Annotated in this window: 11 protein-coding genes; 7 read left to right on the forward strand and 4 right to left on the reverse strand. The window is 44.3% G+C overall.

Translation table 11 applies throughout. The features are described from left to right. The first annotated feature begins 11 nt into the window (after window positions 1-11). Genes ABIE26_RS17440 through ABIE26_RS17450 form a run of 3 tightly spaced genes read left to right on the forward strand, consistent with a single transcriptional unit; the run spans window position 12 to window position 6394 of the window. Window positions 12-1733 carry a glycoside hydrolase family 88/105 protein gene (locus ABIE26_RS17440; protein WP_310144242.1) on the forward strand — a complete coding sequence of 574 codons (1722 nt, stop codon included), beginning with the start codon at window positions 12-14 and terminating at the stop codon, window positions 1731-1733. Next, window positions 1733-4495, forward strand: a complete 2763-nt coding sequence (locus ABIE26_RS17445; RefSeq protein WP_310144244.1) for a hypothetical protein — start codon at window positions 1733-1735, stop codon at window positions 4493-4495. The genes ABIE26_RS17440 and ABIE26_RS17445 overlap by 1 nt, the downstream gene beginning before the upstream one ends. Before the next feature lie 12 nt (window positions 4496-4507). Continuing rightward, a complete protein-coding gene (locus ABIE26_RS17450) occupies window positions 4508-6394 on the forward strand; it encodes a hypothetical protein (RefSeq protein ID WP_310144246.1) in 1887 nt (628 codons plus the stop codon). 12 nt (window positions 6395-6406) lie between these two features. Here ABIE26_RS17450 and ABIE26_RS17455 read toward each other — a convergent pair whose 3' ends face one another. Together ABIE26_RS17455 and ABIE26_RS17460 are read right to left on the reverse strand one after the other, a co-directional pair. Beyond that, on the reverse strand, window positions 6407-7342 hold the full coding sequence (locus ABIE26_RS17455; RefSeq protein ID WP_310144249.1) for an NAD-dependent epimerase/dehydratase family protein: 936 nt from the start codon (window positions 7340-7342) through the stop codon (window positions 6407-6409). Window positions 7343-7438: 96 nt separating this feature from the next. Beyond that, window positions 7439-8053: a Crp/Fnr family transcriptional regulator gene (locus ABIE26_RS17460; RefSeq protein WP_310144254.1), complete on the reverse strand. Its 615-nt coding sequence runs from the start codon at window positions 8051-8053 to the stop codon at window positions 7439-7441. Between the two features lie 138 nt (window positions 8054-8191). Between ABIE26_RS17460 and ABIE26_RS17465 the strand changes: the two genes are divergently transcribed. From ABIE26_RS17465 to ABIE26_RS17480, 4 genes are all read left to right on the forward strand, one after another. Next, on the forward strand, window positions 8192-8701 hold the full coding sequence (locus ABIE26_RS17465) for an ExbD/TolR family protein (protein ID WP_310144257.1): 510 nt from the start codon (window positions 8192-8194) through the stop codon (window positions 8699-8701). 110 nt (window positions 8702-8811) lie between these two features. After that, window positions 8812-9435 (forward strand): RNA polymerase sigma-70 factor, encoded by a 624-nt coding sequence (locus ABIE26_RS17470; RefSeq protein WP_310144259.1) that lies wholly within the window; start codon window positions 8812-8814, stop codon window positions 9433-9435. A 56-nt stretch (window positions 9436-9491) separates the two neighbouring features. After that, window positions 9492-10532 carry a FecR family protein gene (locus ABIE26_RS17475; RefSeq protein WP_310144261.1) on the forward strand — a complete coding sequence of 347 codons (1041 nt, stop codon included), beginning with the start codon at window positions 9492-9494 and terminating at the stop codon, window positions 10530-10532. A 3-nt stretch (window positions 10533-10535) separates the two neighbouring features. Further along, window positions 10536-13187 carry an outer membrane beta-barrel family protein gene (locus tag ABIE26_RS17480; RefSeq protein WP_310144263.1) on the forward strand — a complete coding sequence of 884 codons (2652 nt, stop codon included), beginning with the start codon at window positions 10536-10538 and terminating at the stop codon, window positions 13185-13187. Here the strand turns inward: ABIE26_RS17480 and ABIE26_RS17485 are convergent. Both ABIE26_RS17485 and ABIE26_RS17490 read right to left on the reverse strand, forming a co-directional pair. Continuing rightward, window positions 13184-13618 carry a GtrA family protein gene (locus ABIE26_RS17485; protein ID WP_310144266.1) on the reverse strand — a complete coding sequence of 145 codons (435 nt, stop codon included), beginning with the start codon at window positions 13616-13618 and terminating at the stop codon, window positions 13184-13186. The genes ABIE26_RS17480 and ABIE26_RS17485 overlap by 4 nt on opposite strands. Further along, window positions 13618-14346: a CDP-alcohol phosphatidyltransferase family protein gene (locus ABIE26_RS17490; protein ID WP_310144268.1), complete on the reverse strand. Its 729-nt coding sequence runs from the start codon at window positions 14344-14346 to the stop codon at window positions 13618-13620. Before ABIE26_RS17490 ends, ABIE26_RS17485 begins: the two co-directional genes overlap by 1 nt. Between the last annotated feature and the right edge of the window lie 88 nt (window positions 14347-14434).

Raw genomic sequence — 14434 nt, forward strand, 5'->3', positions numbered from 1 at the left:
TTGCCGGGCCTATGAATGTATTGAGCAGGATATTTTCAATAACAGGATTGCTGATGGCGATGGCCTTGCCCTCCCCTGCACAGCAGAACGATGGCCTTGCTGTAGCCAGAAAGGTGGCCGGCAAGATCATCGCCGATACCCGTTTTGGCTTCGACCTGGTGCTGCAGAAAGATGTGCTGGGGATGCAGGTGATCGATTTTAGAAGCCTGGCAGCCTCATCAGGGCAGCAGGTTTATGCTAGGAGCCAGCTTACAGCCATTAACGATACTACGGTGGGCTTTGGTTTAAGTTATGCAGGGAACATCAGCATCTGGATCAATAAAAAGCAGGTGTACAAAGGCGAAAGTTCCGCTATTCAGATCCCCAAAGAGCTTTCCTATAACCGCTTTACTTTTAATACGCGTTTATCAGCTGAGCTGAAAAAGGGTGATAATGAGATAACGGTTGTTTACAATCTGGCCGCAAATGCCATTCCTGTAGTGTTTTTAATGCCGGTAACCGGATCGGGAGATCTGAATGCTTCCGCAAAATTCAGTTCCGCGGTTAAAGACGACAATCAGAACAGTGCCTGGATGCTCCTGGGGCCGCTCAACAGCAGGTTGCAAACAAACCCGGAAAACGAAACGCCGGATTACCTCATGAACGGAAATACTGTACTGAACTGGGTTAAAAATCCGCAACGCTTTCTTCCCGAACTGCAAACTCCGGCCACTGCGGCTTATCAGCGTGACCCTTATACCGACTGGCACTACTCCCATGGGGCAATGGTATGGAGCATTATGGCGCTCGATAAGGTCGGGAAGTATACAGACTTTGCAAAACAGTATATCGATTTTACCTTACAGCAGCTGCCTTATTTCAGCTACCAGTACAATTCTCTTTTTGCCTGGCGTGGCAGTTATCACCGGGTCTTCCGCCGCACGATGCTGGATGATACCGGGGCACCCATACTTCCTTTTGCCGAATGGTATTTAAAAGAAAAGGACCCGGCTGTAGCTGCGCTTGTGATGCCTGTGGGACAGTATGTGGCCCAGGGGCAGGTACGGTTAAAAGACGGCACTTTTTGCCGGCCTGAACCTGTTGAATTTACGGTATGGGCCGATGATTTGTTCATGGGCGTACCCTTCCTGCTGCAGATGGCGAAAATTACAGGCGACAATAAGTATTATGATGATGCAGCCAGACAGGCGTTGAATTTCAGAAAATACCTTCTTAACAGCGAAACAGGCTTATATAAACATGCCTGGTTCGACCATACCAAACAGCAATCGGCCGCTTACTGGGGCCGTGCCAATGGCTGGATTGCCTGGGCCAATGCAGAGCTGCTGGCAAAGCTGCCCAAAACACATCCCGACTACAAACAGCTGCTCAGCAATTTTAAACAGCAGATGAAGGCTTTAGTCCGCTATCAGAACAAAAACGGCTTCTGGTGCCAGGTACTCAACAGAGCCGATTCTTATGAAGAAACTTCCTGTACGGCCTTGTTTACACTTGCCCTGGCCAGGGGGGTAAGGGAAGGCTGGCTAAGTACCAGTTACAGAAAAAATGCCTTTGCAGGCTGGAAAGCAGTTAAATCTAAGATAGGCGAGAACGGGGTTGTGCATGGCATTTGCCAGGGTACGGAGCTTGGTGATGATGACGAATTTTATATGAAAAGGAAGACCATAGACAATGACCCGCGCGGATTAGGTGCGGTGATTACGGCGGGTATAGAAATTTCAAAACTTAAATAATGAAGATACAGCAGCGCATAACAGTGGTATTTTTAGCAGGGCTGCTTTCCTGTAGCCCGGCTGTGAAAAAGAGCCACCTGTATGATATGGGAACTGCAACTTCGCCTGTTGAAGGTGGATATACCGGAGTTGAGCCTGCCACAACATATAGCCAGGAAAAGGGCTACGGGTGGTTAAATAAACCCGAAACTGCTTTTGATACCCTGGCCGGAAAATGGAACAACGACCTGAACCGGGATGGGGTGTTGGGCAAAGACAGTCTGGTTTTTAAAGCCGACCTGCCCAACGGGGATTACCTTTTAACACTTACCCTGGGCGACAATTCGGAAAAACCTTTGAAACAGTCAGTTTACTGCAATAATGAATTGATCGCAGGTTCAGTTGTGACGCCATGGTATCGGATTCCTATTAAAAGTGTAAACAAAACCATAAAGATCAATAAGGGAACAGCCATTGTAAAGATCACTTCCAATACCCTGGTGGCCATTCAAAACATAGAATTCAGGCCCCTGAACAGGCAATACAGCGGTAGTGGAGGTTTTGAACCGGATACAATGGCTGTGAAGCGGTTGGGAGGTGATTTTACAACCAGGTATTTGAGGGCTTTACACTATTACGATCTGGGTGCCTGGTCGGCCTCAGCCAAAAGTTCTGGTATCAATTTTACTTTCAGGATGTACCTGGCGGCAGACCTGTTGGAACAGGTTGCTACTTCAGAAAAGGATCCTTTATATGATAAAGCCATTTACCTCCTCGCAAAAATACATTACTGGCTAAACCGGGAAGACTACGACCCCTACCATGAGGCTGCCGCGCAAAAGTACTTCAGCATCCTTAAAAAGAAATATCCAGATGCAGAACTGATTAAGATGTATCTGGGTGAAAAAGTACCTTTCGAAGTTCAGCGGCTTCCCAATCCCAAAGAAGTGCCCCAATGGGCCGTTAAACAGCGCGAAGCCATGCATAGAATGCTGAAGGTAATCCATTGGTGGGTAAACGAAAGGCAGGCACCCAATGGGGAATTGGGCGGTAAATACGGTGACGATGTTGAAATCTTACGCTGGTGGCTGCCTGCTATTTTGGGTGCCGATGATACCCTTGCCAAAAAAGGATACATCAGGCTTGCCGATGGTGTTTGGAACAGTGGGATCCTGGAACGGGGCTTTGCTAAAAAAATAGATGATGTGGAACATTCCGCCGAACTGTTCAGGGATACCCATCCGTCTATGTTCATGATCAGCTATGGCGATCCGGAATATATAGAACGCTGCATGATCAGCATGCAGAATTTCGAAAAGGTGTGGACCGGTATCACGCCCAAAGGGCACCGGCACTTTAAATCCTGTTACCTTTCTGCTACCGAAGTACTGGAGCAGGCACCTATGAATGTGGATGTACCCTTAAATGCAAGGGCGGTATTGCCCGGCCTCTGGGCCGCCTGGTATAACCGCAATCCCACACTAATGAGGCTGTTTACCGAATGGGGTAATGCATGGCTGGAAGATGCTGCCCGTTCCGATGGGGGCAAACCTGCCGGCCTCATGCCTGCGGCGATTGCTTTTGCCGATGATGGCATAGCTGCACATACCGGCAAGTGGTACGATCCGGGCCTGGAATACGACTACTACAAATGGGAAAGTCTGGGCCATATTAACGAAATGTATGCCCAGCTCATTGGCATGTATGGTATTACCGGTAACAGGTTTTTTTTAAAACCTGTAGATTTTTGTTACCACCTGATGCAACAGGCAGCCCTTGAAAAACTGCCCGGTAACCCTGAGTTTGGTTCAATAAATTGGGCAAAACAGGTGCTGCTGCAGGGTGGGGTAGACAAAGGCGCGGTAGATAATCCTATGGCCGATGTATTTGCCATGGCGGGACAGGTAGGCAACACCAGTAAATACAACCAGCTGATTACCCGTTATGGTAATCCTTACAATAAATATCGTATCAGCAAAAAGATGCAGGAAGTTAACGAAGGACTGGAAAAAGTGTTGGGTTCATTGAGATACAACCTACCGCTTTTAACCACAGAAGTTAAATATACCGACAGGGTATATGTGCCGGGAAGTGACTTGCTTTTTGGGATGTATACGGGCCATTTCGGTTCAGGATACGAATACCCCTCTGCTGTGGCCACCTGGAAAAATACAGGTCCGGATATGGGCGTTTTTGTCCGGCAGGGCGATACCAGATCGGCGTCCGTTTCCCTGTACAATTTTGGGGCAGCGCGTACCGTAATCATGCAGACCTGGCTGCTCGAACCCGGAGTTTACAGGTTAAGGAGCGGAACAGACCTTAACGATGATGGAACAATAGATGCAGATATAACTGAGCGCATAGTTGTATTGAAAGAAAGGGTCAACCAATTGCAGTTACAGGTGCCGTCCAACAAACTGCTGGCCATCCGTGTAGAACAGGTAAAAGCGGGGCGGCAAGAAACAGCAGACCCCATTCCCGATATAGCACTTGCAGCCCGCGACATTTCATTTGTAAACGGGCAGTTGGAGGTCAGGGTGCACAATGTAGGAAGTGCAGATGCCGGGAACATTACTGTAGAACTATGGAACGGCAAAAAAAAGATCAATTCTGGCGCAATAGCACATATAGCAGCGCCAAACGACCTGCAGCCACGCTGGAAAAACATCAGTTTCAAGTTAAACCCGGGAGCCTTGCCTTCCACCATCACAGTAAAGGTGTTTACAGATCAGCCCGAAATCACTACTTTTAACAATACCACGTCCTATCATTTGAGGAAATAAAACCATACAGGCATGACAGGATTTAAATTAAAATTTCCGTTTCTTATTTTGATGACTATTGTCTTTTCTTTAAAAAGCAAGGCGCAAAATACAGATCTTAAAAAGGAATATGCCACAACACTGGTTAGTTTGGCCGACGTGCTGCTGCAACACCAGCTAAAGGACAAGAAAAACCCGGATTTTGGCGCACTGAAATGCGACTACGACCAGGTATTGCATACCCGGGCCTCGGAGGCGGTATATCCACTTGCCATCGCTTATAAAATTACGGGCAAGCGCCAATATCTGGAGGCTGCCATTCGTACCGGTAACTGGCTCATTAAACAGCAGCAAACCGATGGCAGCTGGAAAGAAACTCCCGAAGAATGGACTGGTACAACTACAGATCAGGTCTTGATGCTGATGCTGGCCTGGGGTCATTTGGAAAGCCATTTAAATACAGCCGAAAAGACCATCTGGAACACGGCCATCCGCAAGGCCGTCGACTATTTGTACAGGGTAATGAGCCCCGAATTTGCGAGCATCAATTACGTAGCCACCACCTGCGCTACCCTGGCTAAGGCAGGTCTGTTTTTTAACGATGAAAAATACCGGAAAAGGGCGAAGGAGTTAGCGCACCGTACGGTCTCAAAAATGGATGAGGATGGCTTTTTAAACGGAGAGGGGGGGCGTACCCATGCCAATAAGCTGGGGGCCGACCTGGGCTATAGTATGGAGATGTCGTTATGGGGCCTGGGTTTTTACTCGAAGCTAAACTACGATACGCTGGTTAACAATGCCGTTAAGCATGCCCTTAAATCTCATCTTTATTTCATTTACCCTGATGGTTCGCTGGACAATTCATGGGGCATCCGTTCCAATAAATGGACTACCTATGGCGGGGCTACCTCCGATGGCTGCCAGGTTTTATTTTCCCTTTATGCCAATGAAGATCCGCGGTATGGTATGGCGTCCTTAAAAAACCTGCAGTACCTGCGCAAAAACATCCTGCCCAGTGGGCTTATCGCCTACGGTCCCCATCACGAAGCGGTGATGACCCAACCACCCTGTATCTATCCAACCTTTACCAAAGCGAAAAACCTGGCTATGGCCTGGGAACTGGAAACACAACCCAATCGCATGCAGGCCCGGTTACCTACAGAAGAAACAGGCTGGATGAAGCATTTCAAGACCATGGATGTCATCCAGCTCCGCACCGCAAATTTTATGGCAACCATTACTGGTTATAGATACAAGGATTACAAGGCAGGTGCAAAAAGCAAATACATGTACCGTCCCGCAGGAGGGGCTATCTCCAACTTATGGGTAAAAGACCATGGATATTTAACGGCTTCTAGTGTAACGGAATATTCCAGGCCAGAGCCCATGAGTTTTCCCGAAGCCCCGGGCATAAAATCTTTAACCCCCAGAATTGAGTATACTGACAGCCTGGGGTATTTCACCAATCTTTTTGAGTTTGACAGCAGGATAGAAGGAGCCCAGGTTGGAACCGATAGGTTTGAAGTTAAGGCTACAGGCGAATTGAAAGATAAGAACTGGCTGGCAGGAGGTGTTGGTTATAGTCTAGATTATCTCTTTTCCGACAGTTCAGTAATAAAAACGATTAACCTGGTTTACCACGATGCCAGACCTGTTGTGAAAATCATAGAACCGGTTATCAACTATAAAGGAACCGCATTTACAAGAATTGATGTGCATACAGTCTTGATTACTGCAGGTGATAGACAACTCAAATTCAAACTGCTTTCCGGCAATGCAACATTGAGTATTGGAAAAGAAGCAGACCGTTACCGGGCACCCTACCCCGCATTAAAAGCTTTTCCCCTGGAATTGGAAGTGCATCCGGTAGAAGGGAGTTTTAAGCAGGAAATTCAGTACGAGTTTTCCATTATCAGGTAACAACATGGCCCCTTACCTTGCTTTATACAGGGTTTCAGACATTTGTTTTATGCCATCACTGTACGCGGTTGGTTTTATTCCGAAAGTGCTTTCAAATTTCGAAGAATTGAAATGGTAATCGTGGTTGTACTGGTAGTACATTTCTACGGTGCCGGCCACTACTTTTTTAAACAGGCCAACCATTTGCAACATGAATTTGTTGATGCTGCTGTATGCAGGTTTTACGTTATATATGCTGGCGGCCAGTTCAATAAATTCTTTTCCGGTTAGCGGGGCAGCAGTTGGCAGGTGCCAGATTTGGTTGCCCGAATCCGGATTTTGTCCCAAAAGGTACATGGCCTTGCCTGTATCAGGAATATAAGTGAAATTGTGCAATACTTTAGGATCGCCAATCCATTGTGCACTTTGTTTGCTGGCATATTTATCGAGTACCATCATATCCAGGAAACTGTTCTTCGAATCGGTGCCATAAAAGTCGGCAGCCCGGGCAATGGTGGCCTGCAGGTTTCCTGCTTTTACTTCATCCATAAGTTTTGTAGCGATACCTGCCCTCACCTCACCTTTTATACTGACCGGGTTGTAAGGTGTAGTTTCCAGCATAGGCCCCTTAACAAGGCCATACATGTACACGTTGTCGAAAAATATAAGTCTGGCCTGGGTTTCTTTTGCAGCATTGATCAAATTTTGCATGATAACCGGCCATTGCTGCTGCCAGATTTTTTTATCGTAAATCAATCCCGCGCACATGTAAATTACCTTTGAACCTTTTATAGCTTCCAACACTTCGTGATAATTCAGCAGGTCTGCTTTTTGCCAGCTAATATTTGTACCTCCGGTTTTTACCGGCCTACGGCTAACCAGCCGAATGGTTTCATTTGGATTGTTGAACAGCAGTTCTCTGGTAAGTGCGTTTGCTGTAGGCCCGCCGGCCCCAAATATGGTGTGCATATTTTTCCCGTTTTTATATAAGACAAAAATAAGGCAGGTTTGTGACGAAAAACGTTAACAAAAGATAAGGAATTCAAAGGGGGAATTTCAGGAAATTTAGCAGTTCAGTAACGTCCTTTTCCTGATTCTTGAAAGGGAAACAGGGGTAATACCTAAAAAATTAGCTACATAATGTTGAGGAACCCTTAACATGATATCGCCTTGCTTTTCCAGCATCTGCACATAACATTCTTCAGGTGTTTGGGTAATGAATGAAGCGATGCGGTCTTCATAGCAGCAAATGTAATATTCTGCTACCAGCCGTCCAAAACGTTCCATTTTGTAAGCCAGTAGCGGATGGGCGAGCACGAGCAGCATATTTTTGTGTGAAATAAGGATCAGCTCTGTTTGTTCCAGTGCTTGTATATAACCTGCAGCTGGTTCCTGGGTAACATAACTTTTGTAAGAACTTACAAAGTCGTGCTCAAAGCTGAAATAGCCGGTGATCTCCAGACCGTCTTTAACATGATAATAACGGACAGAACCGGTGATGATAAAACCAATATATTCACAAACTTCACCCTGTACCGTAAAATGGTCTTTCTTTTTGAATCGGGCAGATTTAAGATAAGGTACAAGCGCTGCCCATTCTATTTCATTGAAGCTGACAAATCTGGATAGCCCCATACGGAATGCGTTTAAGGATGTTTCTGAAATGTCTGCTGTTACCATAAATTATCTGATTAATAACTGATGCGGGTTTCAACAGTAAAATTAAGCTTTTAAAATTGATATTATCCATATGGAATTGTCAGCAGTCCGGCATCATATGTTTAAATCATCAGGTATAAACCTTAAAAACAACAGATCATGGCAGAATTAAATACTTCCAGAAAAGCGGCACCCAGAGTAGATTTAACCGCAATGGTAGACCTGGCTTTCCTGCTCATTACATTTTTTATGCTGACCACCTCCTTGTCGAAGCCCATTGCAATGGACATCGCTAAACCCGATGAACCCGAAGATGGACATCAGGGGCCTGTTCCGGCATCCAGGAGTATGACCATTTTATTGGGGAAAGATAACAAAGTGGCCTGGTACATGGGAGAGGCCGGTAAAAGCAGTCCGGTTATTGAAGGCATTAGCCAGATCAGGAATTCGATTATCAGAAACAGAAATGTCGTGGCTTTAAAGAACAACAATGATGCGAAGAAAACACTGTTTATAATCGTTAAACCTACGGGAGGTTCCAGCTATAAGAATTTTGTAGACATTATGGATGAATTACAAATCGCTAAAATTACAGCGGCACCGGCAATAGATGATGATCACATTACAGCAGAGGAACAAAGTTTCCTGAAAGCACATAAACTTCTTTAAAAGATTCCCGGATACATAAATTTATCTTTGAATAAGTATATCTTCAAATTTTGGTGTCATTAACTATGACACCATATCTTTCCATTTGAAATGGTTAAAAAGACAAAAGAATGCTTAAGCCAGATAAATCACTACTCGTACTATTCACTGAAATTCATGAAGGAAGAGAGCATGCCTTTAATGAATTGTTTGGGCGGTATTATGAGCGGTTGGTTATGTTCTCGCTGCAATATGTAAAGCAGGAGGAACTTGCTGAAGAGCTTACCTCAGAATTGTTTGTGAAACTATGGTTGAAACGTGAGACGCTTGCAGGTATTTTAAATCCTGAAGTTTACCTGTACGTTGCCATTAAGAACGCATCATTAAACCTGATTCGGGGAAACCGGAAATATGCTCATGTTTCTGTTGAGGAAGATGGTGGGGAGGTGTATAAGCTAAAGGGTACCAACGGACCTGATATAGAAAGTGGAGAACTTGAAACATTGCTGGATAATGCGATTGCAGCTTTGCCGGAGCAACGCAGGATTATTTTCAGGTTAATTAAGGAAGATGGTTTAAAAAGCAAGGAGGTTGGACTGATCTTGAATATCTCGGTCAGAACAGTAGAAAATCAGCTATATAAAGCGGTAAAAGTTCTTGCAGACCAGCTGAGCGTTTACCTTGGTTACCATCCTCAAAAACGAATTTCAAGAAAGCAGGTTATGTCTGATCTGCCACTGTTATTTTTTTTCTAGGGCCGTAAGTATTTGTTTAAAATCTGGTGTCTTTAAAGTATATAAGCCCACTGGTTATGAAAAAGCACTTTTTTTTTGCCTTATTATCAAAAAAGCTAAGCGGTGAAATCACCATCAAAGAATCCGCAAATTTGCAACGCATTATTGAAGAAGATGAACATTATAAGCAGATTGCCGAGAGGCTGACTGATTATTTTGAACGTAACAGGCAGCAATTAAAGTATGGAGGGGCTGCAGTTAACGTGGAGCTAGGCCATGTCTGGCACCGTATCGCCTTGGCTGAGCAGCAAGGTTTTGAGGCAGTATGCGATTACAACAGGCAGCCCCTAAGAGATCGTTTTACCAAATCATTTCTATTAAAATTTGCTGCTGCTTTGATCGTTGTACTCAGTTGTGGCATCCTTACTTTTAATTTGCTGAATCAGGAGGAACCGTTGAATTACAGTAAGCTAACGACTTCGGACGAAAAGGTGTTTAAAACATTGGATGATGGTACCAGGGTATGCTTAAACCGGGGGTCCTCTATCCACTATAATGACAATTTTGGAAAGAAAAACCGCAAAATAATCTTGCTGGGAGAGGCTTTTTTTGATGTGGCTAAAAACAAAGATATCCCGCTTTTTATTCAGGCAGGTGACATCAATATTGAGGTAAAGGGGACCGTGTTTAATGTGAAGGCTTATCAGAAAAATGACAGGATTGAGGTTTCATTGCTCAAAGGTTTGGTTGCTGTGCGGGGTAATAGGGGTAAAGCGGGCGCAGTATTGCTTAGACCAAATGAAAAGCTGATAGCTTTGGTTGGGACTTCGCTAAACAGAGAAACTTTTCAAGTGGTTCGTATGCCTGTTGATAAGCAGCTGCAAGATATAAAATGGATACAGGATTCGCTGGTGTTTAAAAAAGAGAAGCTACAGGACCTTGTCCTGAGACTGGAGAAAAAATACAACATCCGGATAGAGATTCGTAAGGAGGAACTAAAAAATAAAAGATTTAGCGGAACCTTTGCAGCGGAGGATTTACAACAAGCACTCGAAGCCTTGAAACTATCCTATCCTTTTACCTACACCATCAACAATAAACTGGTAATTATTAAATAAGTCATGATGAAGAGATACATGCTTTCGATACTGGTACTGATGGTATTCACTAATCTTGCTGCCAGAGGCCAAAGCCGTAAGCTATCGTTGTCTGCACACAGACAACCGCTTACCCGTATTCTGGGGCAGATTGAGGAGGCCTGTGATTACAGCATTGTTTATAGCAACGAGGTAGTGCCCGATACGATGCTGGTTAGTATTATTGCACAAAAAATTTCTGTGGCTGAGCTTTTAATGAAAATTTTGCCTGAGAAGCAGCTTTTTTATAAAATGATGTCGGACCGACTGTTGGTAATTGGCAGCAATAGGGTTATAAAGCTACCTGGTGAGACTGAGAAGAGGATTTCCTTGTCGGGAAGGGTGCTTGACCGGCAAAAAAATGCAGTGCCCTTTGCTTCTGTCGGGCTTATGGAGGGCGGCGCATATACGGGAGGGGGTATCAGTGATGAAAACGGCTATTTTCAACTGACCTATCCGTTTAGAAATGGACTTAAATATACACTTAAAGTGTCTTCTGTTGGATACCAGGGACTGGTTTTTGATTTTGCATATCCGGATACTGCTGTCTTGGCTGCCATAGCGCTGTCGGAAGAGCAGAACACGCTGAATACAGTGAGTATTACCACATCCAGGCCGTTGATAGAAAGGAAAACAGACCGTTACATTGTGAATGTAGAGGGCAGTGCTCTGGCATATGGGAATACTGGCCTGGAAGTATTGCAAAAATCTCCGGGGATATGGGTAAATAGCGAGGGTGCAATAAAGATCAAGGGAAACCAGTCGGTGATGGTCATGATTAACGATGTGGTGCAGCGGATGTCTGAGGATCAGCTGGCCGAATATCTTCGCTCGTTGCGGTCTGAAGACATTAAAAAGATAGAGGTGATTTCTAATCCTCCGTCGGAATTTGAGGCTGCAGGGTCCGGTGGGATCATTCATATTGTGTTAAAAAAATCGAGAAATGACGGGTTTTCCGGACAAATAGGTACTGCCTACAAGTATGGAAACAGGCCTTTCTACGCAGCGGGGGTTTCTGCAGATTATAAACTTAAAAACTTGTATGCGCAGGTCAATGTATCGGCAGTGAAGGACAAAAGTAATTACATTGGTGGAACAGCTGATATCGCTTACCCAGACCAAAGCTCATATGCGGGACGGACCAATCGCTACAACAACAATAGTAGGAACCAGTACCGTTTTGGTCTGGCATATGACTTATCCAAAAACCAGTTGCTTGGTTTACAGGTAATGGGCGGAGGCAGTGAAATGCTGCAGACTTTTAAAACCGATATCCTGTTAAGCAGGCCTGCTGAGCTGATTAATGGCAATGCTTTGTCGGACTGGGTGCGCAAACCTGAAAATACCGGAGCTACATTGAATTACCTGCTGCGACTGGACAGTGCGGGTGCGATGCTTAAAGTAATAGGCGACTATGTGTGCAGCAGCAAAACGGAACTAAACGATTTTACATCGCGCTATACGGATGCTTCAAAAAATTCGAGGTACAGGAACAATACTCCCAACCTGACCAATATTTATTCCCTACAGGCCGATTATACGAAAGGGTTTAATGGAAAACTGGAGCTGAAAACCGGGCTTAAATATGTGGCTGCAAAGAGGGACAATACCATCTTAAACGAAGATTTTGTAGTGGATGAATGGATAAAAGATGATGACAGCAGCAACCAGTTTATTTATAATGAGCATCTTTTGATGGCTTACCTTACTTTAGAAAAAAACATTCATCAAATAAGTATCAAGTTGGGGCTAAGGGCCGAAGAAACCTATATGAAAGGAAATTCTGTTACTTCTGGTCAGCGTTTTTCAAGAAAATACCTTGGCTGGTTTCCTACGGTATTCCTGGTTCAAAAGTTAAATGAAAAAACCGGAAGTGCTCTTTACCTGAACTACTCTAGAAGGTTGAAACGCCCTCAGTTTAATTACCTGAACCCTTATCGTTTGCAGCTCAATGATTATGAAGTGATGACCGGAAATCCTGATCTGCTTCCGGAATATACCCATAAGGTAGAACTGGGTTACAATTTCTGGAACGGCTTTTCGGCAGATATTTATTACAGTCGTACTGAGAACAGCATTGCGCAGTTTGTGAACCCAATAGCCAACCACGTGATTGAGTATCAGCCCAGGAATTTTAACAGCAGTTCTGATTATGGTATAACGTTAGATGCGCCAATTAAATTTTTTAAATGGTGGACATCCAGTAATTCTATTGTATTGTTTCACCTGGCTACAGAGATCAATAATTTTAAGGTAGACCAGTACAGTTTTTATGCAAAATCCATGCAGATGCTTACTTTGAAAAATCTCTTTGATTTTGACATGTTCGTAAACTATGCTTCTCCTTATGTGACTTCCAATTCAAAAATGGGTTATATTTTTTATGTAGACTTGGGGATTACCCGAAAAGTGCTCAAAAACCGGTTGCGGATGCGTGTGTCGGCAACTGATATTTTCAACACATTTAAAGAGCAGGAGTATACCAATTATATGGGTACCAGTATCATATCTTATCAAAAAAGACCTACAAGGACTATAGGTCTGTCATTAAGCTATAGTTTAACTTCGGGCAAGCAGTTCAAAAACAAAAAGATAGAGCAAAGCAACGAGGAAGAGAAGAACAGGATTGGCAATTAACCATCGGCACGGTTCAGTTCTTTGGTTGGCTGTTTCCGGAATACCCAGTACTTTTGCAGGACGTAATTAAATCCGAGGGACACGATGATATCGACCATGATGCGGCTGATTTTGTAATCGATGTGCAGGCCGTTGGTAACCAGCCAGGTGCCGGATGATTTGAGGGCAATGCTGCCTGCAACAACAAATATGAATTTAACGAGCTGGAAGCCTACCGGCGAGTGGTTGGCCTGGTTGGCATTGAATGTCCAGTAGCGGTTCACCGAAAAGTTAAGCATAGCACCAATGATTCCGCCAATGGCTATTGAAATGGTGTAATGGATATGCAGTAGTTCGGTGCAAAAAATCATCACACCGTAATCGAGCAACCCGCCTGTAAAAGCAGAAACCTGTGCCTTGGCAAATACAAAAACAGATTTCTTTTTACTCATTAAGCCGCCTTCTTTTTAGTCTTTCGCTCCAGGTCGTCCCTGATGTCGCCCAGTTTCAATAATTTCCTGGTATCAATGATGTTGATGACAAAAAGTGTGATACAGATGCCGCCGGCGAAATACTCGATCAGGTGACCGAAAATCACTTCCAAGATGAGTATGATGGCTACAATTACCCTGATCTCAGTTGGACCTACCACTCCGGAATCTATACTGTAGATGTCAGTAATCTTGTAACGAAGCTGGGAAATGATCATCGCCCAGCCATACAACACTACAAATACAAAGGCAATGAGTTCATAAACACTGCGGGCATAAACCATATAACCTAAACCAATAAGTACAGTACTTACCCAGTCCATAATGATATCGAGCGAAAAGCCGTACCATTTGCGTGGAATGTTACGGTAGTAGGCAATGCGGCCATCCAGAGAATCACCAAACCAGTTGATGGCCAGGCCCAGCACACCTAATAAAAGATAGTTCCTGTCCAACAGATAGGTGGCCAGGATAAATCCCGCAAGAACCAGTACAGAACCAAAAGTGCCGGTAAAGGTGAGCATGTTGGAAGATATGAAATCAGGAACCCTTGTGACCAGGTAAGAGATGGTTTTTTGTTCGGCCGTGTTTAAAATATTTGTTCGCTTTCTATCCTGAAATACTCTTTTTAAATCGTCAGTACCGGCAGATGTGATCAAAGTTTCTTCTCTTAGTTTGTTCTCTTCCATTTAAGGCTTTATGTATACACTTTGAGTGTATGCGTGCAAAAGTATAGAATTTAAACAATTCAATACCCATTTTGTTGGAAAACAACCT

The organism is Pedobacter africanus (genome assembly GCF_040548825.1).
GTDB classification, from domain to species: domain Bacteria; phylum Bacteroidota; class Bacteroidia; order Sphingobacteriales; family Sphingobacteriaceae; genus Pedobacter; species Pedobacter africanus_A.

Coding starts and splice junctions, on each gene's coding strand:
- ABIE26_RS17480 (WP_310144263.1), top strand. CDS start 10,536: ATGATGAAGAGATACATGCTTTCGATACTGGTACTGATGGTATTCACT.
- ABIE26_RS17490 (WP_310144268.1), bottom strand. CDS start 14,346: ATGGAAGAGAACAAACTAAGAGAAGAAACTTTGATCACATCTGCCGGT.
- ABIE26_RS17460 (WP_310144254.1), bottom strand. CDS start 8,053: ATGGTAACAGCAGACATTTCAGAAACATCCTTAAACGCATTCCGTATG.
- ABIE26_RS17450 (WP_310144246.1), top strand. CDS start 4,508: ATGACAGGATTTAAATTAAAATTTCCGTTTCTTATTTTGATGACTATT.
- ABIE26_RS17455 (WP_310144249.1), bottom strand. CDS start 7,342: ATGCACACCATATTTGGGGCCGGCGGGCCTACAGCAAACGCACTTACC.
- ABIE26_RS17440 (WP_310144242.1), top strand. CDS start 12: ATGAATGTATTGAGCAGGATATTTTCAATAACAGGATTGCTGATGGCG.
- ABIE26_RS17485 (WP_310144266.1), bottom strand. CDS start 13,618: ATGAGTAAAAAGAAATCTGTTTTTGTATTTGCCAAGGCACAGGTTTCT.
- ABIE26_RS17470 (WP_310144259.1), top strand. CDS start 8,812: ATGCTTAAGCCAGATAAATCACTACTCGTACTATTCACTGAAATTCAT.
- ABIE26_RS17445 (WP_310144244.1), top strand. CDS start 1,733: ATGAAGATACAGCAGCGCATAACAGTGGTATTTTTAGCAGGGCTGCTT.
- ABIE26_RS17475 (WP_310144261.1), top strand. CDS start 9,492: ATGAAAAAGCACTTTTTTTTTGCCTTATTATCAAAAAAGCTAAGCGGT.
- ABIE26_RS17465 (WP_310144257.1), top strand. CDS start 8,192: ATGGCAGAATTAAATACTTCCAGAAAAGCGGCACCCAGAGTAGATTTA.